This is a genomic window from Streptomyces sp. NPDC032091 (genome assembly GCF_055580265.1).
In genome coordinates this window covers 159,745-183,837 of sequence record NZ_JBVILR010000007.1, presented here as the reverse complement: position 1 = coordinate 183,837, position 24,093 = coordinate 159,745, and the positions used below count along the sequence as shown (strand labels likewise).

The window sequence follows — 24,093 nt, the reverse complement described above, 5'->3', positions numbered from 1 at the left end:
TCGTAGGCCGGGCCGCCGGCTGCGGCCCGGCCTTCCGCGGGTCCGGTCAGAGCGTGAGCTTGAACCCCACGTGGGAGGGGGTGAAGCCGAGCCGCTCGTAGAAGCGGTGGGCATCGGTGCGGGTCACGTCCGAGGTGAGCTGCACCAGTTGGCAGCCCTCCGCGCGGGACCGGTCGACGGCCCACTCGATGAAGCGGGTGCCCAGGCCGCTGCCGCGTTCGTCGGCGTGGACGCGGACCCCTTCGATGATCGAACGGGTGGCGCCCCTGCGGGACAGGCCCGGCACGATCGTCAGCTGGAGGGTGCCCACGACGCGCTCGCCGCGCACCGCCACCACGACGTGCTGGTGGGGGTCGTCCGTCAGCCGCGCGAGGGCCGCCGCATAGGGGGCCAGGTCGTCCGGGGACTCGCGGGTGGCGCCGAGCGGGTCGTCGGCGAGCATGGCGACGATGGCGGGCAGGTCGGCCTCGGTGGCGGGGCGGATGGACAGCCCGGGGATCTCGGTCATCGTCGGACGCCCCCTCAGCCGGCGGCGACGGTGAGCGGGGCCCAGCGGCGGGTCCAGTCACCCGGCAGGCCCGGGAGGTCCCGGGTCATCACCGCGTTGAAGGCGATGGACTCCAGCCCGCGCTCCTTGAGCCAGGAGACGAGTTCCTCGTGGCGTACGTCGACGTCGGTGCGCAGGGGCCGCCCGGTGCTCGCGGCCAGGGCCGTCACCAGGGCCTGGGCGGTGGCGGTGTCGCGGGCGATGAGCGGGCCGACGACGTGGGTCTCCATGTTGGGCCAGATGGCCGCGTAGCCGATGAGGGTGCCGGAGCGGTCCTCGGCGACGAGGAGCCTGTCCGTGAAGGCCGGCAGTCGCGTGATCATGTGCGTCCTGTCGGTGCCGAACACCTCCGTGTCCAGCCGGATGATCCCGGGGAGGTCCTCGGCGGTGGCCGGCCGGACCGGGACGACGGAACCGCTGGGCCCGGGGTCGGCAACGAAGGTGCCACGGAGCATTTCCGCACGGCCGGTGGTGTCGAACCCCATCTCTTCGTAGAGCGGGCGGCCGTAGGGGGTGGCGTGCAGGGTGAGCGGTACGCCGGTGAGGAGTTCGTCGCACACGTACCGCATGAGGCGGCGGCCCAGGCCCTGGCGGGCGAAGCGGTCGGCGACGAGGACCATTCCGATGGCGGCGAGCTCCGGTTCGGCCCGGCTGTCCCCGTAGGCGGTCACGACACAGGCCGCGGCGAGGCCCTGTCCGTCGGGCGCGTCGATCCCGTACCCGGTCCCGGCGGTGAGGAGCAGCCCCCATTTGTGGTCCTCGCGCGGCCATCCGCGGTCCTGGGACAGGTCGGCGCAGTGGCGGAGGTCGTCCGGGGTCAGTGCGCGGATCGGCAGATCGGTGAGCAGTGGTGGTGTCACCGGCCCAGAGTGGATCATCGGCTCGCGGGGCGTCCAGGGGATTCCGGGATCCGGCCGGTCGATGTTTCACGTGAAACCATCGATGTTTCACGCGACCCGGCCGATGTTTCACGTGAAACGAGCCGGAGCCGGCGTCAAACCAGGTCACTCACGCGGGATGCGCGGGCTAGCCTCGACGACCATGACGATGCTGCATTTGTTCGATCTCGACGGGACCCTGATGTACGGCTCGGCGGCTCCGGTCGAGATCTCCCGGCAGCTCGGCCTGGAGGTCGAGATCGCGGAGCTGGAGCGGGCCTTCGGAGCCCGGGAGATCGGCCCGCAGGACTTCTCGCGGGCGGCGCGCGACATGTGGGCCGACCTGACGCCCGCGCACGTCCGGGCGGCGTTCGACGGAGCTCCGTGGCTGGCCGGAATCCGGGATGTCTGGCAGGAGATCCGCGAGCGCGGTGACTACTGCGCGGTGATCTCCCTGTCCCCGTCGTTCTTCGTCGAGCTGCTGCTGGAGTGGGGCGCGCACGCCGCTCACGGTTCGGTCTTCCCCGAGGTGCCCTTCACCCGGCCCGTCGACGTGGCGGGCATCCTCACGCCGGAGGGCAAGCTGACGGTCGCGGACCGGCTGTGCGAGCGGTTCGGGGTGACCCGGGCCGACTGCGTCGCCTACGGGGACTCGATGACCGACTCGGTGCTCTTCGGGGCTCTCCCGCGGTCGGTGGCGGTGAACGCGCGCCCGTATCTGGCGGAGCGCGCCACCCACGTCTACGAGGGCCGTGACCTGCGGGAGGCATACCAGCTCCTGCGGTAGACGCGCCCGGGAGTCGCAGCATCTTAAGGGGATCGTGGGTTCGAAACCCGGTTTTTCCCCATTCCCCCACAGCGCTCTCGGACGGCTGGCACGCTGTGGAATCCGGAACCACGGATACGAGGCCGTGGCGTGTGAGACCCGACCGAGATGCTCGAAGCGAGGCACCGCATGGACCTTCCGCCCACCAGATCGGCGAGACCGACGGGCTGGATACCTTCCGGGGACGGTGTGACCGACCCCTCCCCGGACGCCGTTCTCATCCGCCGGACCCTTGCCGAGATCGCGCCCGTCGCGGACAAGGTGACCTCGTACTTCTACGCACTGGTCTTCATGGGGCATCCCGAGGTGCGGGAACTGTTCCCCGCGGCCATGGACGTCCAGCGCGACCGGCTGCTGAAGGCGCTGCTGACCGCCGCGGAGCACATCGACGACCCCGCGGTGCTCACCCCCTACCTGCGCCGGCTGGGCACGGGTCACCGCAAGTACGGCACCGTGGCCGCGCACTATCCGGCGGTCGGGGAGGCACTGCTCGGGGCGCTGGCCCGGTACGCGGAGCTCACCTGGGGCCCGGAGGCCGAGGCCGCCTGGGTGCGGGCGTACACCGCGATCTCACAGACGATGATCGACGCGGCGGCGGAGGACGAGGTGCGGTCCCCCGCGTGGTGGCACGCCGAGGTGGTCTCCCACGACCTGCGGACCTCGGACATCGCCGTTCTGACCCTCCGCCCCGACCAGCCGTACCCGTTCCTCGCGGGCCAGTACACGAGCCTGGAGACACCGTGGTGGCCGCGCGTCTGGCGGCACTACTCCTTCGCCTCGGCGCCGCGCGCCGACGGGCTGCTGTCCTTCCACGTGAAGGCCGTACCGGCCGGCTGGGTCTCCAACGCCCTGGTGCGGCACGCCCGCCCCGGCGACGTCCTGCGGCTGGGCCCGCCGGCCGGGTCGATGGTGGTGGACCACAGCACCGACAACGGGATGCTGTGCCTGGGCGGGGGGACCGGCATCGCCCCGATCAAGGCACTGATCGAGGACGTGGCCGAGCACGGCGAGCGCCGTCCGGTGGAGGTGTTCTTCGGGGCGCGCAGCGACGGCGACCTCTACGACAAGGACACCCTGCTGGGCCTCCAGCGCTCGCACCCCTGGCTGTCGGTCCGCCCGGTGATCGGGGAGGGGATGGCGGGCCAGCTGCCGCACGCGGTCGGTGAGCACGGGCCCTGGAGCTCGTACGACGCGTTCATCTCCGGGCCGCCCGCGATGATCCGCAGCGGTGTGGACGAGCTCAAGCGGATCGGGATCCCGGGGGAGCGCATCCGCTTCGACGCCCTGGAGGAGCTGGCGGGCGTGGCCGGCTGAGACCGGCGAGGGCCCGCCCGCTTCCCCGCGTGCTCAGCCCAGGTCGGGAGCGTGCATGGCGCGCACCCCCTCGATGTTGCCGTCGAGGTAGTGGCGCAGCGAGAGCGGGACGAGGTGGACGGCGGCGATGCCGACGCGGCTGAAGGGCACGCGGACGATCTCGTACTCCCCCTGCGGATCGTCGACTTCGGGCCCGTGCCGCCGGTCGGGGTCCATCGACTCCAGGTGACAGACGAAGAAGTGCTGCACCTTCACCCCGGTCACTCCGCCCGAGGCGATGTGTTCGACGGTGTCGACGAAACAGGGCACCACATCGGTGATCTTGGCGCCGAGTTCCTCGTCGAGTTCTCTGTGGAGGGCGTCCACGACGGTGGCGTCGGAGGGTTCCACACCGCCGCCCGGGGTGAGCCAGTACGGGTCGACGCCGGGCTTGGTGCGCTTGATGAGGATCAGGTCGTCACCGTCGAGCAGGATCGCTCGGGCGGTGCGTTTGACCACGGGACGTTCGGTCATGGGAGAAGAGTGGCCCACGCCCGCGCTTCTGAAACGCGCCGTCGTCCGAAACCCGAGGGGCTCACCAGTGCGCGGCGGCGCGCAGCAGGCGGTCGTGGGCGCGGGCCAGGTGGGCGAGGGCCAGGCTGCCGGTCCGTACCACGAGGAACCAGGTGCGCAGCGGGGGTACGGCGGGCTCCAGCAGGGCGACGACCTGGCCGCGGTCGAGGGCGTCCTGGCACAGGTAGCGGGGGAGGACGGCGAGTCCTGCGCCGGCCCGGACGCACTCCAGGACGGCCCGCAGGTCGGGGGCGACGACGGTGGCGGCGGTGTCGGAAGCGGGGCCGGGAACGGAGTCGAACACGGCGGCCCAGTAGCGGGTCACGAGCGGGAGACTCTCGTGGACCTCGACGACCGGGATCCCGTCGAGGGCACCGGGTCCCTTCGCGAGCAGCTCGTCCGGGCCGGCGAGAGCGGCCCAGTAGGGCGCGGCGACCAGCACCTGCTCCTCGTCGCACAGGACACCGGCCGTGAAGGGGCCGCCGCGCGGCCGGGCGGTGGTGACGACCAGGTCGTGCTGGCCCGCGGCGAGCCCGGCGAGGTTCTCCTCCGCGTCGGCCGCGAAGGCCGTGCGCAGGGTCTGGCCGTGGCCGACGAGGGGTGCGAGGGCGGGGAGCACCCGCAGGCTCAGGAACTCGGGTGGCCCGGCGAGGTGCAGGGTGCGCAGGGCCCCGGTGGTCTGCCGCTCGGTTTCGGCGATCCGCAGCAGGGCGTCGAGGTGCGGGGCCGCCTTGTGGGCCAGTTCGTCGCCGACGGCGGTGGGGGTGACGCCGCGGGCGCGGCGGTGGAACAGGGGGCGCCCGAGCTGGCGCTCCAGGGTGCGGATCTGGGAGGTGACCGCGGGCTGGGACAGCCCGAGGAGCGTCGCGGCCCGGGTGAACGAGCCGGCCCGGTGCACGGCGACGAAGGTGCGCAGCAGGGCCAGGTCCATGGCGGCCCCTCTCGGTGGGGGCCTTCAACTATAAATATGCCGATAGGTTCCTGTCGTTACCGTGATTGGACTCTGACGCAGAGTCAACTAGCCTTGTCGACGTGGTTCTTGCGGGCAGGGAACCCGGTGCGGTCCGAGCCACCAGGGGGGAGGCTCGGACCGCTTTCCCGGGGTGTTCAGGCCTGATAACCCGCATGATCCAAGGCCCGGAGCACGTCCGCGACCAGGTCCCGGGTGTCCTCGGCGCCGGCGGAGAAGCGGATGAAGCCCTCCGGCACGGCATCGCCGCCCCAGCGTCCGCGCCGCTCCGCGGTGGAGCGCACCCCGCCGAAGCTCGTGGCGTCCTCGACCAGGAGCAGGGCGGACATGAAGCGTTCCGCGTGCGCGCGGTCGGGCAGGGTGAAGGAGACCACCGACCCGAAGCCGCTCATCTGCCGTGACGCCGTCGTGTGGGAGGGGTCCGAGGGGAGGCCCGGGTAACGCAGCCCGCTCACCTCGGTGCGGCCGGCCAGCGCCTCGGCGACCGCCCGTGCGTTGGCCCACTGGCGGTCGGCGCGCAGCTGGATGGTGGACAGCGAGCGGTGGGCCAGCCAGGCTTCCATGGGCCCCGGAATCGCACCGACGACCTTGCGCCAGCGCCGGACGGCGGCGGCGAGTTCCGGGTCGCGGCAGGCCACGTACCCGAGCAGCAGGTCGCCGTGGCCGGTGAGTCCCTTGGTGCCGCTGGCCACGGAGAAGTCGGCGCCCAGCTCCAGCGGCCGCTGGCCGAGGGGGGTGGCGAGGGTGTTGTCGACGGCGACCAGGGCGCCCGCCGTGTGGGCGGCGTCCGCGAGGCGGCGTACGTCGCAGACGTCGAGCCCGGGGTTGGACGGGGTCTCGATCCACAGCAGCCGGGCCCCGTCGAGGGCCGCGAGCTGCGCGTCCCCGCCGGTCGCGGCGGTGCGCACGCGGACCCCGTACGCCTCCAGCTGTTCCCGGACCAGGGGCAGCGCCTGGTAGCCGTCGTCGGGCAGGACGACGGTGTCCCCGGCGCGGGCCTGGGAGAGGAGGACGGCGGAGACCGCGGCCATGCCGGACGCGAAGACGACCGTGTCCACGTCCTGTCGGCCGGGTGCCTCCAGTTCGCCGATCGCGCGTTCCAGCAGGGTCCAGGTGGGGTTGGTGTCGCGGCCGTACGTGTACGGGCCGGCCACCTCGCCCGGCAGGTGGAAGTGGGCGGCGAACACGGGGCCGGGCAGCGGCGGTTGGTTCTTGACGGGTTCGGGCAGTCCGGCTCGCACGGCCCGGGTCCCGTCGCCGTACGGGGCGGGCGCGGCCGCCCCGTCGGCGGGCCGGCCGGTCACGGGGTCTGCGTTCATGGCGCTCGTTCAGTCCTTGTCGGGCAGGGCGAGGTTCAGGGCCCAGGAGACGATGGAGATGATCAGTCCGCCGAGGACGGCGGTCCAGAAGCCGTGCACGCGGAAGCTGAGGTCGACCTGCTCGGCCACCCAGGAGGTCAGCAGCAGCATCAGGGCGTTCACGACGAGGGTGAACAGGCCCAGGGTGAGGATGAAGAGGGGGATCGAGAGCAGCTTCACCACGGGCTTGACGATCAGGTTCACCAGGCCGAAGACGAGCGCGACCAGGATCAGCGACACCGTACGGCGGCCCAGGCTGCTGCCGTCGTCGAGGGTGATGTTCTTGAGCAGCGCGATGGCGACGGCCAGGGCCCCCGCGTTGGCGAGCGTCTTGACTACGAAATTCCTCATGTGTCTGATCGTGGCAGAGAAGATACGGGTCGGGCATCGGCAGATCAGCGGATCTCCGGCACCCACGGGCAAGGGCAAGGGGCACAGCGAACATGAAGGCCTTCCGGCTGGACGAGCTCGAAGCGGAACGAGCCGCCAACGACGGCGCCTACCTGCAGTTCCTGCGTGAGCGGAACATGTCGGTCGGGCTCTACTCACTCGACGCGGGACAGAGCGATCCGCAGCAGCCGCACCGTCAGGACGAGGTGTACTTCGTGGTGAGCGGCCGTGCCTCGATCACGGTCGGGGAGGAGACGACGACGGTGGCCAACGGCAGCATCGTCTACGTCCCGGCGGGGGTGCCGCACAAGTTCCACCACATCACCGAGCCGTTGAAGGTGATGGTGGTCTTCTCCCCGCCGGAGGCCTGAGCACCCCGCCGGACCCAGGGTCGTCCCCCTGGTCCCCCTAGGGGGCGGGTCAGGGGGTTCCGGGGGCTCGCGGGCCCCCGGTCCGTGCTTCCGGCTCCTAAGCTCGTGACCAAGGAAGAAGCCAGGGACACCGGCGAGGACGAGGAAGAGGTAAGGACATGGACGGGATCCGAGCGATGTTCGCGGGCACGCCGTGGTGGGTCAAGTGGGTCGCCGTTCCGCTGCTGGCGCTCTTCGTCTTCGGCGGCATCATCACCTCGATCATCGGCACACTGATCGGCTTCGCCTTCAAGGTGCTGCTGTTCGCGGCCCTGGTCGGCGGCCTGATCTTCGTGGTCAAGAAGTTCACGGGCAGCGGAGCGAAGAGCTCCTCCGACGGCTGGTAGGCCGTCGTGCCGAGGGGGACGGGCATTGCGCCAGGCGGGCGAACGTGACCTGCCAAACCCCGCATCCTGTGGCAATCGGTGGATAGGCTGGCAATCCGTGCCGTTACCTGGGCGCCGGCGGGCCCCCGGGCCCGCCGCCACGCCTGGGGGTGAGCTTTGTCTCCCGTTGACAATGCCGGTCTGCCGACGCTGATCGGCTCGGTGCAAAGGGCGCTCCGGCTGCTGGAAGCGGCGGCCTCCCACGGCGGAGGAGCCCCGGCGAAACAGCTGGCGCGCGAGGCCGGGCTCCCGCTCCCGACCGCGTACCACCTGCTGCGCACCCTGACGCACGAGGGCTATCTGCGCCGGGAGGGCGGGGTGTTCGTCCTCGGCGACGCGGCCGCCCGGCTGGGGCACGGCGGACTTCAGCAGAAACGTCGCAGCATGATCCTCGATTCGCTCGCGCACTTCCGCGACGTGGTCGGGGCCCCCGTCTACTTCGCGGTCTACCGCGAGGGTGAGATCGAAGTCGTGGGCGTCTCGGACACCCCGGCGAATCCGGCCTGCGAGGAGTGGGCCGACTTCCGCGCCACCGGGCACGCGCACGCCATCGGCCAGTGCCTGCTCGGGCAGTTGGACGAGAAGGCGCGCAGGGACTACTACGACCGTCATCCGGTCGAGGGCATCACGCCGTACACCGTGCGGGACATGCGCACGCTGGAGGAGCGGATCGGCTCCCTGGAGCGGATGCAGCCGGTGACCGAACGTCAGGAGTACGCCCTGGGCACGGTGTGCGCGGCCATCCCGATCACTGCCGGCGACGCCGCTGCGACGATGGCCATTTCTCTACCCGTGCACCAGGAATCCCGCTTGCTCTGTGTAGTCGATCGACTACGGAGTGAAGTAGGCGCGCTGTTGAGCACCCTCTCGTTCTCTATCAGTATCTGAAAACTCACTCCTTGTGATCTGCTTGCGCTTCCACCACCCTTGTCAAGACGGCCCTGGGGGATCATTCCTGGCCACTTCCACTACAGCGGGGTAGGCAATGCGCGAGTCCGTACAGGCAGAGGTCATGATGAGCTTCCTCGTTTCCGAGGAGCTCGCGTTCCGGATCCCGGTGGAACTCCGGTACGACGCCCGGGACCCCTACGCCGTACGCATGACCTTCCACCTTCCCGGAGACGCCCCCGTGACCTGGGCGTTCGGCCGGGAGCTGCTCCTCGACGGCATCAACGGGCCGTGCGGTGACGGTGATGTGCACATCACCCCCAGCGAACCGGGTGAGCTCTCCGACGTCCACATCCGCCTGCAGGTGGGCGGCGACCGGGCCCTGTTCCGGGCCGGCGCGGCGCCGCTCGTCGCCTTCCTCGACCGCACCGACCGGATCGTTCCGCTCGGTCAGGAGCGCAGCCTCGGCGCCTTCGAGGAGACCCTCGACGAGGAGCTCGGCAGGATCCTGGCCGAGGCGCAGCGGCAGAACGAGCAGAGCGCGGGCTGAAGGCCCCTCCGGCCGGCGGCCGTGCCCGCGTCCCTCAGCGCTTGCGCCGCCGGCCCCGGCCGCCGCGGGCCGGCGGCGCACCCGGGGCGGTGGCGGCCGCGCCGGGGCCGGGCCGGTCCGCGGACACCACCAGCGCGGCCAGCGCCGTGGTCACGGGGACCGAGGCCACGAGCCCGATGGAGCCGACGAGCGTCCGTACGATCTCCTCCGCCACCAGCTCGCTGTTGGCCACGGTGCCCATGCTGCTGTTCGCGATGGAGAACAGCAGCAGCAGGGGAAGCGCCGCGCCCGCGTAGGCCAGTACGAGGGTGTTGACCACGGAGGCGATGTGGTCACGGCCGATCCGGATGGCCGCCCGGTACAGGGCGCGCGAGCCCATCTGAGGGTCCGCCTGGTGGAGTTCCCAGACGGCCGAGGTCTGGGTGACGGTCACGTCGTCGAGGACGCCGAGCGATCCGATGATCACGCCCGCGAGCAGCAGACCGCTCATGTCGATGTCCGGGTAGAGACCGTGGATCAGCCCGGTGTTGTCGTCCGTGTTCCCGCTCAGGAACGCCCAGTCGATGAACAGCGAGCCCAGCAGCCCGATCAGCAGCAGCGAGACCAGGGTGCCGAGGACGGCGACCGATGTGCGGGCGGTCAGCCCATGGCACATGTAGAGCGCGATCAGCATGATCGCGCTGGCCCCGACCACCGCGACGACCAGGGGGTTGGAGCCCTGCAGGATCGCCGGGAGGATGAAGAGGGTCAGCACGCCGAAGCTGACCACCAGCGCGATGAGCGCGAACAGCCCGCGCATCCGGCCGACGACCACCACCGCGACCGCGAAGATGCCCGCGAGCAGGGCCATCGGGAACTTCCGGTTGAGGTCGATCACGGAGTACTGGAGGTCACGCGGCGCGTCCGGCGCGTAGGCGACCACCACCTCCTGGCCCTTCTCCAGCTGCCTCGGTGCCCCCGGCTGGACGATCTCGAAGAAGACGCGGCCCTTGTCCGGCCCGGTGCCGACCTCGACGGTGGCCCGCTTGCACGCGCCGGCCCCGGCGGTCCGCGCCTCGGGGGTGGGGGTGCCGCCGGCGGCCGGCACCTGCGAGGCGTTGACCGACTTGCAGTCGACTTCGGCCACGGCGACCACCTTGCCCTGCTGCGTCTGGCGGTCGAAGCCCACTCCGGTGCGCTCGTGGGCCGGGGCGCCGCCGGGCCACAGCACCACCAGGCCGACGAAGACGGCGACGGCGAACGGGATCAGTACGGCGGAGATCACCTTGCGCAGGTGCTTGGACACCGGGGCCGCCGGGCCGTGGCCATGGGAGTGCCCGTGGGAGTGTCCGTGGCCGGGGGACTGCCCCGGCGGACTGCCGGCAGCATGCCCGTGGGACACGTGCTCGTGACCGGTGTGGCCCCGGGGATCCGTGGGCTCGTTGGGGGGCTGCGGCGAGGTCGTCACCGGCAGATCATCGCAAGAGATGAGGGGGCCCACTGTTCAGCACGCCACAGATGACGCTAGCGTGGGGGCTACTTTGCACAACGCGGGAGCTCGGAGCACCGGGCTGAGAGGGCGCTGATCACCGTACGCGCAGGAGATTGCGTACGGGAGGAGGCTGCGTCGACCGCCGAACCTGTTACCGGGTAATGCCGGCGTAGGGAGATCAGGTCTCATGACCATTCAGGACGCACGCACGCCTGCCGTCGACCAGGGCGCCGACGGCCAGACCGAGCGCCAGCCCGGCTGGCACAAGGGATACCTGGCGGGTTCCCGCCCGGACATCCGGGTGCCGGTCCGCCAGGTCCACCTCACCAACGGCAAGGACGTCACGCTCTACGACACGTCCGGTCCGTACACCGACCCGCAGATCGAGACCGACGTCCGGCGCGGCCTGCCGCCGCTGCGCGAGAACTGGATCATCGGCCGCGGTGACACCGAGGAGTACGCGGGCCGTCCCGTGCGCCCCGAGGACGACGGCATCAAGCACACCTCGCCCCGCGGCGGCCTCAAGAACCTCGACGCGGTCTTCCCGGGCCGCCCGCGCCAGCCGCGCCGGGGCCGTGGAGGCCAGGCCGTCACGCAGCTCGCGTACGCCCGCCGGGGCGAGATCACCCCGGAGATGGAGTACGTCGCGATCCGCGAGAACGTCTCCCCCGAGGTCGTCCGCGAGGAGATCGCCGCAGGCCGCGCGGTGCTCCCGGCCAATGTGAACCACCCCGAGATCGAGCCGATGATCATCGGCAAGCGGTTCCTGGTGAAGGTCAACGCCAACATCGGCAACTCCGCCGTCACCTCCTCCATCGAGGAGGAGGTCGACAAGATGACCTGGGCCACCCAGTGGGGCGCGGACACGGTCATGGACCTCTCGACCGGCCGCAACATCCACACCACGCGCGAGTGGGTCCTGCGCAACTCCCCCGTCCCGATCGGCACCGTGCCGCTCTACCAGGCGCTGGAGAAGGTCGACGGCCGTGCCGAGGACCTGACCTGGGAGATCTACAAGGACACGGTCATCGAGCAGGCCGAGCAGGGCGTCGACTACATGACGGTCCACGCCGGTGTGCTGCTCCCGTACGTGCCGCTGACGGCCCGTCGCAAGACCGGCATCGTCTCGCGCGGCGGCTCGATCATGGCCGCGTGGTGCCTGGCGCACCACAAGGAGAACTTCCTCTACACGAACTTCGAGGAGCTCTGCGAGATCCTCGCGGCCTACGACGTCACGTACTCGCTGGGCGACGGCCTGCGGCCCGGCTCCATCGCGGACGCCAACGACGCCGCGCAGTTCGCCGAGCTCAAGACGCTGGGCGAGCTCAACACGATCGCCAAGCGGCACAACGTGCAGACCATGATCGAGGGCCCGGGCCACGTCCCGATGCACAAGATCAAGGAGAACATCGACCTCCAGCAGGAGATCTGCGAGGAGGCGCCGTTCTACACGCTCGGCCCGCTGACCACGGACGTCGCGCCCGCGTACGACCACATCACCTCCGGCATCGGCGCCGCGATGATCGCCTGGTGGGGCACCGCGATGCTCTGCTACGTGACGCCCAAGGAGCACCTGGGCCTGCCCAACCGCGACGACGTGAAGACCGGCGTCATCACGTACAAGATCGCGGCCCACGCGGCGGACCTGGCCAAGGGCCACCCGGGCGCCCAGGAATGGGACGACGCCCTGTCGGACGCGCGCTTCGAGTTCCGCTGGGAGGACCAGTTCAACCTGGCCCTCGACCCGGACACGGCCCGCGAGTTCCACGACGAGACGCTCCCGGCCGAGCCGGCCAAGACCGCGCACTTCTGCTCCATGTGCGGTCCGAAGTTCTGCTCGATGAAGATCTCCCAGGACATCCGCCGTGAACACGGCGGCGACCTGAAGGCCGAGGAGATCGAGGCGGGCATGGCGGAGAAGTCCGCCGAGTTCGCCGCCTCGGGCAACCGCGTCTACCTGCCGCTGGCGGACTGAACCAGCCGGAGGGGCCGGGCCGCGACCTCATGGGGGGAGTCGCGGGCCGGTCCTGACGGACTCCTGGCAGGGTCTTGCGCTGGAGTGCGCTCCAGCTCCTAGAGTGCGGCCGCATGACCATGCGATACCGGAATCTGGGCGGGACCGGCATAGAGGTGAGTGCCCACTGCCTCGGCACGATGATGTTCGGGGCGGTGGGCAACGCCGACCACGCGGAGTGCGCGCGGATCATCCACGCGGCCCTCGATCAGGGCATCAATTTCGTGGACACCGCCGACATGTACTCGGCGGGCGAGTCCGAGGTGATCGTCGGCAAGGCGCTCAAGGGACGGCGTGACGACGTCGTGCTCGCCACGAAGGTCCACTTCCAGATGGGGGAGGGACGCAACCGCAGCGGCAACTCGCGTCGCTGGATCGTGCGCGCCGTCGAGGACAGCCTGCGCCGGCTGGACACCGACTGGATCGACCTCTACCAGGTGCACCGGCCCGACCACTCGACCGATGTCGAGGAGACGCTGTCCGTCCTCGGCGACCTCGTCAGGGCCGGGAAGATCCGCTCCTTCGGGTGCTCGACCTTTCCCGCCGAGGAACTGGTCGAGGCCCACCACGTCGCCGAGCGCCGGGCGCTCCCCCGGTTCCGGACCGAGCAGCCGCCCTACTCGATCCTCGCACGCGGCATCGAGGCCGATGTGCTGCCGGTCGCCCGGCGCTACGGGATGGGCGTGCTGACCTGGAGCCCCCTCGCCTCGGGCTTCCTGAGCGGGAAGCACCGGCTCGGGGGCCCCATCGACCTGACCACGGGGCGGGCGAAGCTGCACCCGGCCCGCTTCGACCCGGCCATCCCGGGCAACGTGGCCAAGCTGGAGGCGGTGGAGAAGCTCATCGGGATCGCCGACGACCTGGGCTGCACCCTGCCGGAGCTCGCCGTGGCCTTCCCGCTCGCGCACCCGGCGGTCACCTCGGTGATCATCGGGCCGCGCACGATGGAGCAGTTCGAGTCCCTGTCGAAGGGGGCCGGTCTGGTCCTCGACGACGAGGCGCTCGACCGGATCGACGAGATCGTACCGCCGGGCGCGAACCTCTACCACCCGGACGGTGTCTGGCTCCCGCCGGCGCTCACGGACGCCGCGCAGCGGCGGCGCCCGCTGAGCGAGCGGGCTGCGGGCTAGACCGCAGCCGGGCGGGATGTTTCACGTGAAACGGCGGGGCGTTTCACGTGAAACATCCCGGTGCCCAGCTTGCTCCGCGCGAAGTCCAGGTTCTTGGAGACGCGTTCGCGGTGCTCGTCGGGCATCTTGCCCTCGCCCAGCAGTCGCTCGCAGCACTCCAGTGACTCGCGGTACTCGCCCACCCAGTACGCCGCGATGGAGAGTTCGTCGAGTGCGCGCCACTCGTGCCAGGCGTACTCCACGAACAGGATGTCCTTCGGGTAGGGGATGCGGACGGCCTCCTTGGCGAACATGTAGGCCAGCGGCCAGCGCTCCTCCACGCGGCAGAGGCCTGCGAGGTCACCGATCGCCTCGGCGCGGGAGGGCCGGCTCTCGAAGGCGCGGAGGTAGCGGTCCATCACCTCGGCCGTCGGCCGCCCAAGGCTCGCGGCCGCCCGTGCGGCGTAGACCCGGGCGAGATAGGTCTCCTCGTAGAACCCGACCATGGCCGCCCGGCGGTCGTAGGCGGCGAGGGACTTCTCCTGCTCTCCCGCGTCACGCCAGCTCTGCCCGAGGTAGAACATGTAGCGGGCGTTCTCGGGTTCCTTGGCCAGGCCCTCTTCGAGGATCGCCGCGTCACGCAGGTATTTCTGCCGCTGGCCGCCCTCCCGCAGGCGCGCGCCCCCGCCGATGCTGAGGATGTGGGCGCCGTCGAGCGTCCCGAGGCTGTAGTCGCCTCCGCAGTCGATGTACTCGTGGAGCACGCCGACGTACCGCCAGGGCAGCCGGGTGGAGACGAGAGCCGCCCGGTAGTGGACGATCGGTCCGTCATGCAGGGCGATCCGGTACGCGTCGAGGGTGAGCTCCGGCATCCGGAAACCGGGCTCCACCTCCATCGCGTCGTCGGCGTCGATGAACAGCAGGTAGTCGGCGTCGGCGCGGGCGAGTTCGATGGCCTCCGTCCGGCTGCCGTCGAACCCCTTCCAGGGCCGTTCGTGGAGGGTGCCGGGGATGTCCCCGAAGCAGTCCCGGATCACGTCCTGGGTGCCGTCCGTCGAGCCGGTGTCCACGATCACCCACGTGTCGATCAGGGGGCGCACCGAGTCGAGGCATTTCCGGATGGTGGGGGCCTCGTCCTTGACGATCATGTTCAGACAGACTTTTGGTCTCACGGGTCCCGTCCGCTGGTGTGGGCCGTGCGTTCCGGTAGCCGGCCGGGTCGGATGGATCGTCGGGGACTCTAGGGAGCGGGCCGGGGATGCCGACAGGTGGCGCGCCGGGAACGCGGTAGTTGGCCCGATTGGCGGCATATAGTCAGCCGAGGTGCTGATAGGAGGAGTGGTTTCAGGGGCGTCGCACGGAGATCCGCACGTCGGGGGGAGACGCTCGACTCGCGACCGGAGGCCGCTGCCTCCGGTTCGAGTCACTTCGCTGAAGGAGCGCTCTATGAGTCGTGAGCACCGGGCCAAGGCCGCCCTCCTCGGTCCTCTTCCGCGGGGCAGGGTCTGGCTGGTGGGAAGCAGCCTGGCCTCGCTCTCCCTCGTGCTGGCGGGTGTCGTCAGCCCCGTCGCGGTGGCGCAGCAGGCCGCGCCGGCGGTGCCGGCCGCGTTCGGCCCGGCCGGCGGGGACCACTGCAAGCAGAAACCGCATCACCACGGGGACGACGACGACCGGCCGGAGGCGCGGGCGTCCGGCCGGACGCTCGGCGGCGGTGACCGGGACGACGATGACGAGTGCCGCGGCCCGCGGGGCCCCCGGGGCCCGAAGGGCCCGAAGGGCGACACCGGCCCCACGGGCCCGACGGGCCCGACCGGCGCCACGGGCGCCACCGGTGCCACCGGTGCCACCGGCGCGACGGGTGCCACCGGTGCCACCGGCGCGACGGGTGCGACGGGTGCGACGGGCGCCACCGGTCCGTGCACCGACGTCGCTCAGTACAAGCCCAGCTCGGCCGACGAGGTCAAGGCAGTCCTGCTCAGCGGCACTCCCTGGGTCGGTATCCGAAGGCTCACCGGCATGACGAACCGGGACTTCGAATGGAACAACCTGGGTGACAACGGAGGTATCCCGGCCGGAGTGAGCCTGTGCGGCATCGCCGTCAGCGACCACGCCGGACTGGTGCACGTCGAGTCCGTCGGTTCCGACGGACAGATCTACGAGACCGACTGCACCGTGAACCCGGCCAGCAATTTCGGTCTCACGTGCAACCAGGCGTGGGCTCCCGTTCCCGCTCCCGTGGACCACCCGCCCCTGCGGCACGGCACCGCCCCGATGGGCGGCCCCAACCACCGCCTCAAGGACATGAAGTAGCGCATCAGTCCGGCCTGTGTTCCGGGCCGCCGAAGTCCGGGCTCGTGAAGTCCGGGCTGGAGTAGCCGGGCCGCGGGCCGGGCGTTCCCTCGGACGGGCTGCTGAAGTCGGGCCGGGTGTATCCCAGACTGGGGATGCGCCCGGCCCCCGGCGTTCGGGGCACCGGGTAGCCCGTCCCGGCGGCCGGATCGGCCAGCGCGTCGCGCAGGAACGGCATGATGCCCCGCTCCAGCAGGGCGTTGCGCCAGGCCTCCCGGGCCCGCGCGAGCTCGTCGGGGACCGGCACGCTCTCCTCGGCGGCCACCTCGGTGGAGCTGTTGCGGAGCGCCGCCACCAGCAGCGAGACCACCGCGAAGACCAGCGCCACCACGGTGAGCCCGCCGAAGAGCCAACCGGCCGTCAGCATCGTGCGTGCGAAGGCGGGTTCGGGGTCGATGGCCTTCAGGCAGTAACCCACCAGCAGGAAGATCAGCATGGCGGTGCCCGCCAGGACCGGTGCGAGGACGGCCACCACGGCGCTCACGCCCGCGCCGCCGCCGTCGTCGTCGTCCCGGCCGTCCCCGCCGCCCTCGGCGGCGTCCGCGTCGGCGTTCCTGCGGCCCGACAGGGCCTCGTCGCGCAGTTCCTCCCGGACCTTCACGAAGTGGGCGTACTCCGCGGAGGCCGCGGCGGTCAGCAGCGCGGCGGCGCCCAGGGCCATGGTGCGCAGCTGTTCGGCGTTCAGCCGTTCGCCGAGGGCGGCGAGCTCGGGCCTTTCGTCCGCCGTGCGCAGCGCCTCGTCCAGGAGGCGGTCGAACTCGGGTCGGTCTTCGGTGAGCAGGTGCGGACCGCTGGTCATGTGCATCCCCCGATGCTCCGTACGAGCCGGTTTGCCCGCGTAGAACCGGGCGCCGGCCCAAAACGGAGGAGAGCCTGCTACGGACAGGGCGATGGTAGAGCGCCCCGGCCATGGGGTGACAGGGACTTTCGGGAAATACCCCGCTCGGTGAACGCTCAGTCGCTCAGCGGCAGTTGTTGGACCAGGAGTTTGCCCGCCATCGTCACGCCGCCGTCCATCGCGATGGCCAGCCCGTCCGCGTACACGTGCGGTCCGTCGACGGCCTCCGGCCCGTGCGCTTCGTCGCCGTCCTCGGTGCCCACCTCGCCGAGCAGGTACGGGATGGGGCTGTGACCGTGGACGATGCGGCTGCCGCCGTACGTGGTCAGCAGCTGCCGTACCGCCTGCGGGCCCGTCTCGTCGTCGCGGAAGGCGAAGCGCTTGGTGAACTTGCGGAACAGGTCCCAGGTGATGTCCGCGTCGTGGCGGTTGAGCAGCTCGTGGATCGTGTCGTTGACGTCCTCGATGGAGTCGCCGTAGTCCAGGTACGCCGTGGTGTCGGAGTGCAGCAGCAGGTGCCCGTCGGCCAGCGTGGCCGCGTCCAGCCGGGACATCCACTGGAGGTGGACGTCTTCGAGGCGCTCCATGTCGGTGCGCTGGCCGCCGTTGAGCAGCCAGGCGGCCTGGAAGGTGGCCGTGCCGGCGCCGGAGTTGACAGGGGTGTCCCCGAATCGCTTCGCGCCGATGAGCAGCAGCTCGTGATTGCCCATCAGGGCCTTGCAGTAGCCCCCGGCGGCGGCGGCCTCGGCGGACAGGCGCATGACGAGGTCGATGACGCCGATGCCGTCGGGGCCGCGGTCGGTGAAGTCCCCGAGGAACCAGATGCGGGCGTTGCCGGCGGACCAGTGGCAGTCGGCGTCGATCAGGTTCTGCGCCTGGAGCTCGTGGATGAGCTCGTCGAGGTAGCCGTGCACGTCGCCCACCACGTAGAGCGGGCCGGGGCCGGCTGCCGGGGCCTCCTGGGGGACGTAGTGGACCTGGACGGTGTCCCCGGGACCGCCCACCGCGCCGCGCCCGATGACGGGGAGGTCGCGCTGGGTGGGGGTGTAGCCGTCGAGGTCGTCCGCGGGGCCGGCGGCGGGGAAGTCCGCGGCGGCGGGGAACTCCGCCTGGTCGCCCGCCGTGCGCTGCTGCGGGACCGCCTCCGGTGCGTAGTACGCGGGGTACTCGCCGTAGACGGGCGCCTCGCCGGGCACACCGGCGGACGCGGCGTACGGCGCGGCTTCATCGGCCGGGACCCGGAAGTCCCGCAGCGTGTCCGTCCGCATCGCGGGTCCCTGACCGGCCCCCTGAGTCATCGACCCCTCCACCACCGTCGCGCTGCCGTACACCTGCGGACCCTGCTCACCTCCGGGGCGGAGGGTCCGTGATGTCGTGCGCCCATCATAGGAATGCGGCTCGCGCTCTGTGACGCACCAGGGGTGGTGAATCCGGGGCGGAACCAAACCTTCCTGCCGTTTTGCCCTGATATAGGGGATGTTGAAATCCTCGGCGGGGCCGTCGGCCCCGCCGATAGGGCGTTCCGGAGGTCAGTCCTGGGACGGTGAGCGCGGTGGGCTGACGGTGGTCCGGGGGGTTCGGCGCTGCGAGGAGGTGCGGATGATCAGCTCCGTCGGGACGACCTGTTCGACCGGACGGCCCGTGTCCACCCCCTCGATCGCGTCGATCAGCAGCTGTACGACGGCCGTTCCGATGCGGCGCGGCTTGAGGGAGAGCGTGGTGATCGGCGGTTCGGTGTTCGCGTAGACGGTGGATTCGCTGCAGCAGACGAGGAGCAGGTCCTCGGGGACCCGCAGCCCGTAGCGCCGGGCGGCGGCGAGGAGGTCGGTGCCGTTCGGGTCGAAGAGCCCGTAGACGGCGTCGGGCCGGTCGGGCCTGGCGAGGAGGCGGTCGGCGGCCACGGCGCCCGCGCAGGGGTCGTGGGCGGGGTAGGACTCGTAGACGGGGTCCTGGCCGACGCGCTCGCACCAGCGGAGGTAGGCGGTCGTGGAGAGCCGGGTGTAGGTGTCGGTGGTGGTGCCGGTCAGCAGCCCGATACGGCGGGCCCCGGCGGCGGCGAGGTGGTCGAGCAGGCCCAGGACGGCGGCTTCGTGGTCGTTGTCGACCCAGGCGGTGACGGGCAGGGTGCCCGCGGGACGGCCGTCGGAGACGACGGGCAGGCCCTGGCGGACGAGCTCGCTGACGACGGGGTCGTGGTCGGAGGGGTCGATGACGACGGTGCCGTCGAGGGCCACGTTGGACCAGACGTCGTGCCGTGAGGTGGCCGGGAGGATGACCAGGGCGTAGCCGCGGGCGAGCGCGGCGGAGGTGGCGGCCCGTGCCATCTCGGCGAAGTAGGCGAATTCGGTGAAGGTGAAAGGTTCATCCCCGTACGTCGTCACGGTCAGGCCGATGAGGCCCGACTTGCCCGTACGGAGGGTGCGGGCGGCGGCGGAGGGGCGGTAGCCCAGCCGATCGGCCACCTCGCGGACGTGGCGGCGGGTGGCGTCCGGCAGCCGTCCCTTGCCATTGAGCGCGTCGGAGACGGTGGTGATGGACACGCCCGCCGCGGCGGCCACGTCCCTGATGCCGGCGCGCCCCTGTCGGCCGCCGACCCGCCGGGTGGTCTCGGCCCGGCTCACGTGATGCTTCCCTGCTGCTGTCATGGCGAGCCGATAGTAGGGCTCGGAGGGGCGGGTGGTTCAGGTGCATATGCACGGGTTGACAGGCACGATTCTGCTTGGTTCGCCACCCCCAATGACCTTGGAATTGAAGGTAGTTAGCGGCCTGGGCTAAAGGTGTGGCCTGTCGACGGGTCGGGGCATGCCAAAACGCTGCCACTCCGGGCCGGTCGCAACTCACCTGCACGAGGGACGCGCGCCACGGCGCGGGCCACCGGCGCGCGCATATATGCGCGCGCTCCCCCTGTGTTCCTGGCGCCCGCCATTCTCGGATCGGCGGAATCCTCATAAGGTGAGCAGTATTGGGTCGACGGGGACGTCGACGGGACGGTCGAGGAGGACCTGCGGTGAGCGAGAAGAGCCCGAAGCTGCGCGCCGAGCTGGACGGCATCCCCACCTACAAGCCCGGCAAGCCCGCCGCCGAGGGCGGGGCCGTCGCTTTCAAGCTGTCCTCGAACGAGAACCCGTACCCGCCGCTGCCGGGGGTCCTGGAGACGGCGGTCGCCGCTGCGGGCCGGTTCAACCGCTACCCGGACATGGCCTGCACCGGCCTGGTGAACGAGCTGGCGGAACGCTTCGGCGTCCCGGCCGAGCACATCGCCACCGGCACCGGTTCGGTGGGCGTGGCCCAGTCGCTGATCCAGTCGACGGCCGGCCCGGGCGACGAGGTCATCTACGCCTGGCGTTCCTTCGAGGCCTACCCGATCATCACGCAGATCTCGGGTGCGACGTCGGTGCGGGTCCCGCTGACCGACGGCGACGTCCACGACCTGGACGCGATGGCCGCCGCGATCACCGACCGGACGCGGCTGATCTTCGTGTGCAACCCGAACAACCCGACCGGTACCGCGGTGCGCCGCGAGGAGCTGGTCCGGTTCCTGGACCGGGTCCCCTCGGACGTCCTGGTGGTGCTGGACGAGGCCTACCGCGAGTTCGTCCGCGACACCGATGTGCCGGACGGCATCGAGCTCTACCGCGACCGTCCCAACGTCGCCGTGCTGCGCACCTTCTCCAAGGCCTACGGCCTGGCCGGCCTGCGCGTCGGCTTCGCGGTGGCGCACGAGCCGGTCGCGGCGGCGCTGCGCAAGACGGCGGTGCCCTTCGGTGTCAGCCAGCTGGCGCAGGACGCGGCGGTCGCCTCGCTGCGCGCCGAGGACGAGCTGATGGGCCGCGTCGGGGCGCTGGTGTGCGAGCGCAACCGGGTGCACGAGACGCTGCTGGCCCAGGGCTGGACGGTCCCGGACACGCAGGCCAACTTCGTGTGGATGCGGCTGGGGGAGCGGACCGCCGAGTTCGCGGCGACCTGCGAGAAGGCCGGTGTGGTGGTCCGGCCCTTCGCGGGCGAGGGCCTGCGGGTCACGATCGGTGAGACCGAGGCGAACGACCTCTTCCTGCACACGGCGGAGGCCTTCTTCAAGGAGCTGTAGAGCCGTAGGGAGCGGTGGTCGTCAGACCAGTTCCACGCGGATGGGGTCGCCGTCGCGGACGGTGGCCAGGAGGCGGGGGTCGCCGTCGAACGAGCCGAGCACGTTGCAGGGGCTCGCCAGGCGGCTCTCGCCTCCGCGTGAGATGGGCGTGGGGCCGTAGGGCAGCGCGAGGGCGTCGCCCTCGGTCCAGAAGGCGACCGTGCCGGGCTCCACGACCTGCCGGGCGTCGTGCTCCAGGTCCACGGAGACGCCCGTGTCGAAGTAGACCTCCTCGCCCCAGGTGTGCGCGGAGGCGGAGATCGGGAGGGCCGCGGCCAGCGCCTTGCTGGTCGGGGTCTCGTCGAGGGTCGCGGTGAGCAGGCCCGCAGGCCATGAGATTCGAATCTGCATGGCCACATTCAACAATCTGTTGAATTTCTTGGCTAGGGGTCCCCTCCGGGAACGGCGCGCTCAGGGGTACCCCCCCTTGTTTCCGGCCAAAGGGTGTAGGACATAATGCTTGTGAATGTGAACGCGTTCACAAGCGTGTCCTGCTTCCTCCCTATATGGGGGGAACCCGCCAGGCAGACTGCCCGCTGTGACCACGGCGACGACAAGGAGCAGACGACGTGGACCTAGCTTTGGCGCCTGAGACATTGGCGCGCTGGCAGTTCGGCATCACCACCGTCTACCACTTCCTCTTCGTGCCGCTCACGATCTCGCTCGCCGCGCTGACCGCCGGCCTGCAGACCGCCTGGGTGCGTACCGAGAAGGAGAAATACCTCAGGGCCACGAAGTTCTGGGGCAAGCTTTTCTTGATCAATATCGCGATGGGCGTCGTCACCGGCATCGTCCAGGAGTTCCAGTTCGGCATGAACTGGTCCGACTACTCGCGGTTCGTGGGTGACATCTTCGGGGCGCCGCTGGCCTTCGAGGCGCTGATCGCCTTCTTCTTCGAGTCCACCTTCATCGGCCTGTGGATCTTCGGCTGGGACAAGCTGCCGAAGAAGATCCACCTGGCCTGCATCTGGATGGTCTCGCTCGGCACCGTCCTGTCCGCGTACTTCATCCTCGCGGCGAACTCCTGGATGCAGCACCCGGTCGGCTACCGCATGAACGAGGAGCGGGGCCGGGCCGAGCTCACCGACTTCTGGCGCGTCCTCACCCAGGACACCGCGCTGACCCAGTTCTTCCACACCATCACCGCGGCCTTCCTGGTCGGCGGCGCCTTCATGGTCGGCATCTCCGCCTTCCACCTCGCCCGCAAGAAGCACATCCCCGTGATGCGCAGCTCGCTGCGGCTCGGCCTGGTCGTCATGATCATCGCCGGTATGGGCACCGCCCTCAGCGGCGACATGCTCGGCAAGGTGATGTTCAAGCAGCAGCCGATGAAGATGGCCGCGGCCGAGGCCCTGTGGGACGGCGAGGCCCCCGCGCCCTTCTCCGTCTTCGCCTACGGCGACGTCGACAAGGGCCACAACAAGGTGGCCATAGAGATCCCGGGCGTGCTGTCGTTCCTCGCGAACAGCGACTTCGACTCCTTCGTCCCGGGCATCAACGACGTCAACAAGGCCGAGCAGGAGAAGTTCGGCCCGGGCGACTACCGGCCCAACATCCCCGTTGCCTACTGGGGCTTCCGCTGGATGATCGGCTTCGGCATGGCCTCCCTCGGCATCGGCGTGCTGGGGTTGTGGCTGACCCGCAAGCGCTTCCTGCTGCCGCCCGGGCTGCGCACCGGGGAGGACGAGGTCCCCCATCTCGTCCTCTTCAAGAAGGCGCTCAGCCCGCGGTACGCGCAGCTCTACTGGCTCGTCGCGCTCTGGACCATGTGCTTCCCCCTGCTCGCCAACTCCTGGGGCTGGATCTTCACCGAGATGGGCCGCCAGCCCTGGGTGGTCTACGGAGTGCTGCGCACCCGGGACGCCGTCTCGCCGAACGTCTCACAGGGCGACGTGCTCACCTCGATGATCGGCTTCACGCTGCTCTACGCCGTCCTCGCCGTGATCGAGGTCAGGCTCCTCGTGAAGTACGTCAAGGCCGGCCCGCCCGAGCTGACGGAGGCCGACCTGAACCCGCCCGCCAAGGTCGGCGGGGACGACAGGAACGCCGACCGCCCGATGGCCTTCTCGTACTGAGGCAGGAAGGAGCACACCATGCAGCTTCACGACGTCTGGTTCGTACTCATCGCCGTCCTGTGGATCGGCTACTTCTTCCTGGAGGGCTTCGACTTCGGCATCGGCGTACTCACCAAGCTCCTCGCGCGCGACCGCACCGAGAAGCGGGTGCTGATCAACACGATCGGCCCCGTCTGGGACGGCAACGAGGTCTGGCTGCTCACGGCCGGCGGTGCCACCTTCGCCGCCTTCCCGGAGTGGTACGCCACCCTCTTCTCCGGCTTCTACCTGCCGCTGCTGCTCATCCTGGTCTGCCTGATCGTCCGCGGCGTCGCCTTCGAGTACCGCCACAAGCGGTCCGAGGACAGATGGCAGACCAACTGGGAACACGCCATCTTCTGGACCTCGCTGATCCCCGCCTTCCTGTGGGGCGTGGCCTTCGCCAACATCGTGCGCGGAGTGAAGATCGACCAGCACATGGAGTACGTCGGAAGCCTCTTCGACCTGCTCAACGTGTACGCGGTCCTGGGTGGGCTGGTCACCCTCACCCTGTTCACCTTCCACGGCGCGGTATTCGCCTCGCTCAAGACCGTCGGCGACATCCGGGAGCGCTCGCGGGCGCTGGCGACCCGGCTGGGCGTGGTGACGGCCGTGCTGGCCCTGGCCTTCCTGATCTGGACCCAGGCCTCGCGTGGTGACGGCCGGAGCCTGATCGCCATGGCCGTCGCCGTGGTCGCGCTGGTCGCCGCCATCGGATGCAACCTGGTGGGCCGTGAGGGCTGGTCGTTCGCCCTGTCCGGGATCACCATCGCGGCGGCCGTCGCGATGCTCTTCCTGACGCTGTTCCCGAACGTCATGCCGTCCTCGCTGAACGAGGCGTGGAGCCTCACGGTCACCAACGCCTCGTCCACCCCGTACACCCTGAAGATCATGACCTGGTGCGCCGGTGTGGCCGCTCCGCTCGTGATGCTCTACCAGGGCTGGACGTACTGGGTGTTCCGCAAGCGGATCGGTACGCAGCACATCGCCGACGCGCACTGATCCGCGCACGTCACCCCGCCCG

24 protein-coding genes are annotated in these 24,093 nt (G+C 70.5%); 12 read left to right on the top strand and 12 right to left on the bottom strand.

Going from position 1 to position 24,093, the window contains the following annotated elements; translation table 11 throughout:
- Positions 1 to 46: 46 nt before the first annotated feature.
- Both ACZ5NJ_RS14325 and ACZ5NJ_RS14320 read right to left on the bottom strand, forming a co-directional pair.
- Positions 47 to 499: a GNAT family N-acetyltransferase gene (locus ACZ5NJ_RS14325; RefSeq protein WP_468765253.1), complete on the bottom strand. Its 453-nt coding sequence runs from the start codon at positions 497 to 499 to the stop codon at positions 47 to 49.
- 23 nt (positions 500 to 522) lie between these two features.
- A complete protein-coding gene (locus ACZ5NJ_RS14320; RefSeq protein WP_468765137.1) occupies positions 523 to 1,425 on the bottom strand; it encodes a GNAT family N-acetyltransferase in 903 nt (300 codons plus the stop codon).
- A gap of 163 nt (positions 1,426 to 1,588) precedes the next feature.
- Between ACZ5NJ_RS14320 and ACZ5NJ_RS14315 the strand changes: the two genes are divergently transcribed.
- Together ACZ5NJ_RS14315 and ACZ5NJ_RS14310 are read left to right on the top strand one after the other, a co-directional pair.
- The gene (locus tag ACZ5NJ_RS14315; RefSeq protein ID WP_468765136.1) at positions 1,589 to 2,212 is read left to right on the top strand and encodes an HAD family hydrolase; all 624 of its coding nucleotides are present in this window, start codon (positions 1,589 to 1,591) and stop codon (positions 2,210 to 2,212) included.
- Between the two features lie 147 nt (positions 2,213 to 2,359).
- On the top strand, positions 2,360 to 3,565 hold the full coding sequence (locus ACZ5NJ_RS14310) for a globin domain-containing protein (RefSeq protein ID WP_468765135.1): 1,206 nt from the start codon (positions 2,360 to 2,362) through the stop codon (positions 3,563 to 3,565).
- Between the two features lie 33 nt (positions 3,566 to 3,598).
- On the opposite strand, the gene ACZ5NJ_RS14305 is transcribed toward ACZ5NJ_RS14310, so the two are convergent.
- The 4 genes from ACZ5NJ_RS14305 to ACZ5NJ_RS14290 form a co-directional block, all read right to left on the bottom strand.
- Positions 3,599 to 4,078 (bottom strand): NUDIX domain-containing protein, encoded by a 480-nt coding sequence (locus ACZ5NJ_RS14305; protein WP_468765134.1) that lies wholly within the window; start codon positions 4,076 to 4,078, stop codon positions 3,599 to 3,601.
- Between the two features lie 61 nt (positions 4,079 to 4,139).
- The gene (locus tag ACZ5NJ_RS14300) at positions 4,140 to 5,048 is read right to left on the bottom strand and encodes a LysR family transcriptional regulator (RefSeq protein WP_468765133.1); all 909 of its coding nucleotides are present in this window, start codon (positions 5,046 to 5,048) and stop codon (positions 4,140 to 4,142) included.
- A gap of 176 nt (positions 5,049 to 5,224) precedes the next feature.
- The gene (locus tag ACZ5NJ_RS14295; RefSeq protein ID WP_468765132.1) at positions 5,225 to 6,406 is read right to left on the bottom strand and encodes a cystathionine gamma-lyase; all 1,182 of its coding nucleotides are present in this window, start codon (positions 6,404 to 6,406) and stop codon (positions 5,225 to 5,227) included.
- A gap of 9 nt (positions 6,407 to 6,415) precedes the next feature.
- Positions 6,416 to 6,796 carry a phage holin family protein gene (locus ACZ5NJ_RS14290; protein ID WP_468765131.1) on the bottom strand — a complete coding sequence of 127 codons (381 nt, stop codon included), beginning with the start codon at positions 6,794 to 6,796 and terminating at the stop codon, positions 6,416 to 6,418.
- A 92-nt stretch (positions 6,797 to 6,888) separates the two neighbouring features.
- Here ACZ5NJ_RS14290 and ACZ5NJ_RS14285 point away from each other — a divergent pair, with 92 nt between their 5' ends.
- The 4 genes from ACZ5NJ_RS14285 (at position 6,889) to ACZ5NJ_RS14270 (ending at position 9,069) form a co-directional block, all read left to right on the top strand.
- Positions 6,889 to 7,206 carry a cupin domain-containing protein gene (locus tag ACZ5NJ_RS14285; protein ID WP_468765130.1) on the top strand — a complete coding sequence of 106 codons (318 nt, stop codon included), beginning with the start codon at positions 6,889 to 6,891 and terminating at the stop codon, positions 7,204 to 7,206.
- A 158-nt stretch (positions 7,207 to 7,364) separates the two neighbouring features.
- Complete coding sequence (locus ACZ5NJ_RS14280) at positions 7,365 to 7,592, top strand: DUF5326 family protein (protein WP_468765129.1); 228 nt, start codon at positions 7,365 to 7,367, stop codon at positions 7,590 to 7,592.
- 156 nt (positions 7,593 to 7,748) lie between these two features.
- Entirely contained in the window at positions 7,749 to 8,519 is a 771-nt protein-coding gene (locus ACZ5NJ_RS14275) for an IclR family transcriptional regulator (RefSeq protein ID WP_468765127.1), read from the top strand.
- A gap of 97 nt (positions 8,520 to 8,616) precedes the next feature.
- A complete protein-coding gene (locus ACZ5NJ_RS14270; protein WP_468765126.1) occupies positions 8,617 to 9,069 on the top strand; it encodes an SsgA family sporulation/cell division regulator in 453 nt (150 codons plus the stop codon).
- Between the two features lie 34 nt (positions 9,070 to 9,103).
- Here ACZ5NJ_RS14270 and ACZ5NJ_RS14265 read toward each other — a convergent pair whose 3' ends face one another.
- Entirely contained in the window at positions 9,104 to 10,516 is a 1,413-nt protein-coding gene (locus ACZ5NJ_RS14265) for a YibE/F family protein (RefSeq protein WP_468765125.1), read from the bottom strand.
- Positions 10,517 to 10,727: 211 nt separating this feature from the next.
- On the opposite strand from ACZ5NJ_RS14265, the gene thiC reads away from it, so the two are divergent.
- Together thiC and ACZ5NJ_RS14255 are read left to right on the top strand one after the other, a co-directional pair.
- Positions 10,728 to 12,515 carry a phosphomethylpyrimidine synthase ThiC gene (thiC, locus tag ACZ5NJ_RS14260; RefSeq protein WP_468765124.1) on the top strand — a complete coding sequence of 596 codons (1,788 nt, stop codon included), beginning with the start codon at positions 10,728 to 10,730 and terminating at the stop codon, positions 12,513 to 12,515.
- Between the two features lie 119 nt (positions 12,516 to 12,634).
- Positions 12,635 to 13,684 carry an aldo/keto reductase gene (locus ACZ5NJ_RS14255; RefSeq protein WP_468765252.1) on the top strand — a complete coding sequence of 350 codons (1,050 nt, stop codon included), beginning with the start codon at positions 12,635 to 12,637 and terminating at the stop codon, positions 13,682 to 13,684.
- Here ACZ5NJ_RS14255 and ACZ5NJ_RS14250 read toward each other — a convergent pair.
- Positions 13,681 to 14,811, bottom strand: a complete 1,131-nt coding sequence (locus tag ACZ5NJ_RS14250) for a glycosyltransferase (protein ID WP_468765123.1) — start codon at positions 14,809 to 14,811, stop codon at positions 13,681 to 13,683. The two genes, ACZ5NJ_RS14255 and ACZ5NJ_RS14250, sit on opposite strands and share 4 nt — an antisense overlap.
- 298 nt (positions 14,812 to 15,109) lie before the next feature.
- Between ACZ5NJ_RS14250 and ACZ5NJ_RS14245 the strand changes: the two genes are divergently transcribed.
- The gene (locus ACZ5NJ_RS14245) at positions 15,110 to 15,973 is read left to right on the top strand and encodes a hypothetical protein (protein ID WP_468765122.1); all 864 of its coding nucleotides are present in this window, start codon (positions 15,110 to 15,112) and stop codon (positions 15,971 to 15,973) included.
- A 4-nt stretch (positions 15,974 to 15,977) separates the two neighbouring features.
- Here ACZ5NJ_RS14245 and ACZ5NJ_RS14240 read toward each other — a convergent pair whose 3' ends face one another.
- The 3 genes from ACZ5NJ_RS14240 to ACZ5NJ_RS14230 all read right to left on the bottom strand — a co-directional run bounded on the left by ACZ5NJ_RS14240 (position 15,978) and on the right by ACZ5NJ_RS14230 (position 19,495).
- Complete coding sequence (locus tag ACZ5NJ_RS14240) at positions 15,978 to 16,817, bottom strand: hypothetical protein (protein WP_468765121.1); 840 nt, start codon at positions 16,815 to 16,817, stop codon at positions 15,978 to 15,980.
- 149 nt (positions 16,818 to 16,966) lie between these two features.
- Complete coding sequence (locus ACZ5NJ_RS14235; RefSeq protein ID WP_468765251.1) at positions 16,967 to 18,163, bottom strand: metallophosphoesterase; 1,197 nt, start codon at positions 18,161 to 18,163, stop codon at positions 16,967 to 16,969.
- Between the two features lie 216 nt (positions 18,164 to 18,379).
- Positions 18,380 to 19,495, bottom strand: a complete 1,116-nt coding sequence (locus ACZ5NJ_RS14230) for a LacI family DNA-binding transcriptional regulator (RefSeq protein WP_365144935.1) — start codon at positions 19,493 to 19,495, stop codon at positions 18,380 to 18,382.
- Positions 19,496 to 19,857: 362 nt separating this feature from the next.
- On the opposite strand from ACZ5NJ_RS14230, the gene hisC reads away from it, so the two are divergent.
- Positions 19,858 to 20,937, top strand: coding sequence for a histidinol-phosphate transaminase (gene hisC, locus ACZ5NJ_RS14225; RefSeq protein ID WP_468765120.1), 1,080 nt, complete (start codon positions 19,858 to 19,860; stop codon positions 20,935 to 20,937).
- Positions 20,938 to 20,958: 21 nt separating this feature from the next.
- Here the strand turns inward: hisC and ACZ5NJ_RS14220 are convergent, their stop codons facing one another.
- Positions 20,959 to 21,327 carry a cyclophilin-like fold protein gene (locus tag ACZ5NJ_RS14220; RefSeq protein WP_468765119.1) on the bottom strand — a complete coding sequence of 123 codons (369 nt, stop codon included), beginning with the start codon at positions 21,325 to 21,327 and terminating at the stop codon, positions 20,959 to 20,961.
- 218 nt (positions 21,328 to 21,545) lie between these two features.
- On the opposite strand from ACZ5NJ_RS14220, the gene ACZ5NJ_RS14215 reads away from it, so the two are divergent.
- Positions 21,546 to 23,051 (top strand): cytochrome ubiquinol oxidase subunit I, encoded by a 1,506-nt coding sequence (locus tag ACZ5NJ_RS14215; protein WP_468765118.1) that lies wholly within the window; start codon positions 21,546 to 21,548, stop codon positions 23,049 to 23,051.
- Positions 23,052 to 23,069: 18 nt separating this feature from the next.
- The gene (gene cydB, locus ACZ5NJ_RS14210; protein WP_468765117.1) at positions 23,070 to 24,071 is read left to right on the top strand and encodes a cytochrome d ubiquinol oxidase subunit II; all 1,002 of its coding nucleotides are present in this window, start codon (positions 23,070 to 23,072) and stop codon (positions 24,069 to 24,071) included.
- Positions 24,072 to 24,093 lie beyond the last annotated feature (22 nt).

What these genes read in the sequence shown, in the direction of transcription:
- ACZ5NJ_RS14305 (WP_468765134.1), bottom strand. Translation starts at nt 4,078, where the DNA reads ATGACCGAACGTCCCGTGGTCAAACGCACCGCCCGAGCGATCCTGCTC.
- ACZ5NJ_RS14285 (WP_468765130.1), top strand. Translation starts at nt 6,889, where the DNA reads ATGAAGGCCTTCCGGCTGGACGAGCTCGAAGCGGAACGAGCCGCCAAC.
- ACZ5NJ_RS14240 (WP_468765121.1), bottom strand. Translation starts at nt 16,817, where the DNA reads ATGCACATGACCAGCGGTCCGCACCTGCTCACCGAAGACCGACCCGAG.
- ACZ5NJ_RS14245 (WP_468765122.1), top strand. Translation starts at nt 15,110, where the DNA reads ATGAGTCGTGAGCACCGGGCCAAGGCCGCCCTCCTCGGTCCTCTTCCG.
- cydB (WP_468765117.1), top strand. Translation starts at nt 23,070, where the DNA reads ATGCAGCTTCACGACGTCTGGTTCGTACTCATCGCCGTCCTGTGGATC.
- ACZ5NJ_RS14290 (WP_468765131.1), bottom strand. Translation starts at nt 6,796, where the DNA reads ATGAGGAATTTCGTAGTCAAGACGCTCGCCAACGCGGGGGCCCTGGCC.
- ACZ5NJ_RS14300 (WP_468765133.1), bottom strand. Translation starts at nt 5,048, where the DNA reads ATGGACCTGGCCCTGCTGCGCACCTTCGTCGCCGTGCACCGGGCCGGC.
- ACZ5NJ_RS14295 (WP_468765132.1), bottom strand. Translation starts at nt 6,406, where the DNA reads ATGAACGCAGACCCCGTGACCGGCCGGCCCGCCGACGGGGCGGCCGCG.
- ACZ5NJ_RS14315 (WP_468765136.1), top strand. Translation starts at nt 1,589, where the DNA reads ATGACGATGCTGCATTTGTTCGATCTCGACGGGACCCTGATGTACGGC.
- ACZ5NJ_RS14250 (WP_468765123.1), bottom strand. Translation starts at nt 14,811, where the DNA reads ATGATCGTCAAGGACGAGGCCCCCACCATCCGGAAATGCCTCGACTCG.
- ACZ5NJ_RS14320 (WP_468765137.1), bottom strand. Translation starts at nt 1,425, where the DNA reads ATGATCCACTCTGGGCCGGTGACACCACCACTGCTCACCGATCTGCCG.
- ACZ5NJ_RS14255 (WP_468765252.1), top strand. Translation starts at nt 12,635, where the DNA reads ATGCGATACCGGAATCTGGGCGGGACCGGCATAGAGGTGAGTGCCCAC.
- thiC (WP_468765124.1), top strand. Translation starts at nt 10,728, where the DNA reads ATGACCATTCAGGACGCACGCACGCCTGCCGTCGACCAGGGCGCCGAC.
- ACZ5NJ_RS14230 (WP_365144935.1), bottom strand. Translation starts at nt 19,495, where the DNA reads ATGACAGCAGCAGGGAAGCATCACGTGAGCCGGGCCGAGACCACCCGG.
- ACZ5NJ_RS14280 (WP_468765129.1), top strand. Translation starts at nt 7,365, where the DNA reads ATGGACGGGATCCGAGCGATGTTCGCGGGCACGCCGTGGTGGGTCAAG.
- ACZ5NJ_RS14220 (WP_468765119.1), bottom strand. Translation starts at nt 21,327, where the DNA reads ATGCAGATTCGAATCTCATGGCCTGCGGGCCTGCTCACCGCGACCCTC.
- ACZ5NJ_RS14310 (WP_468765135.1), top strand. Translation starts at nt 2,360, where the DNA reads ATGCTCGAAGCGAGGCACCGCATGGACCTTCCGCCCACCAGATCGGCG.
- ACZ5NJ_RS14270 (WP_468765126.1), top strand. Translation starts at nt 8,617, where the DNA reads ATGCGCGAGTCCGTACAGGCAGAGGTCATGATGAGCTTCCTCGTTTCC.